The 947-nt window shown below is 37.4% G+C and carries 1 protein-coding gene; it reads left to right on the forward strand.

Features of this window, described 5'->3' with window-relative positions; genetic code table 11:
• The first annotated feature begins 231 nt into the window (after positions 1-231).
• Positions 232-918: a response regulator transcription factor gene (locus QZ379_RS12545; protein WP_291565444.1), complete on the forward strand. Its 687-nt coding sequence runs from the start codon at positions 232-234 to the stop codon at positions 916-918.
• Positions 919-947: the final 29 nt, after the last annotated feature.

Genomic DNA, 947 nt, shown 5'->3' on the forward strand with positions numbered 1-947 from the left:
CGGTATAGGTATGCGTACTATAGACGACAGACTGAAGACCGTCGGCGGTACATATTCCGTTTCCAGAGAAAACGGAGTGTCAGTGAATATAGATATAAATCTGTTGGGGAATGTCGAAAATTGATGAAAAATCACGGTTTTCGGTGAGTTTTCTTTCTTTATATTTATGTTCCTTTGCACTGATAAAACAATTTTTTGTTAAGTTGTAAACGAATGTGCTAAGTGAGGGTTATGGGTTCAGTAAATGATGAAATGAAAGACAGGAAACATGGAGTATTATTGGTGGACGACCATGCTTTAATACTCCAGGGGATAAAGTTCATAGTAGAAAGCATGCCTGAAATAGGAGAGGTATGTACAGCATCATCAGCAGCCGAAGCCATAGCATTAATAAAGAATAAATCGTTTTGCGTTTGTTTGCTTGATATAGAGTTGCCTGATTTGAGCGGGTTTGAACTTCTGGAAATAATAAAGGACAAATGTCCTGACTCGAGAATAATCGTTAATACAATGCATGAGGAAACCTGGATAGTGAAGAAACTGCTCCAGATAGGTGTTGATGGTGTAATACTTAAATCATCTGATACAGATGAGATTAAGAATGCGTTGGAAAGCGTTCTGAAAGGGGAAAAATACTTCTGTAATGAATTTAATAAAATAAGGAAAAGACTGAGATTCAGTATTGATACACCTGATTACCAGGCTTTGCTGACCAACAGAGAAATGGATGTATTGAAGGGAATATCTTCCGGTATGCAGACAAAGGAAATAGCCGAAATGCTCCATGTTTCAGTCAATACTGTTGAAACACATCGTAAAAGCTTGTTCCTTAAGTTTGAGGTAAGGAATGCCGTAGAATTGGTGCTGAAAGCTATTAACAATGGTATAATCCATCTTGACCCGACTAAGAATATTTAAGTGGTTATTTTTTAAGTTCCGGCAGAACT

The sequence above is a fragment of the Bacteroides sp. genome, assembly GCF_019417265.1.
GTDB lineage: Bacteria > Bacteroidota > Bacteroidia > Bacteroidales > Bacteroidaceae > Phocaeicola.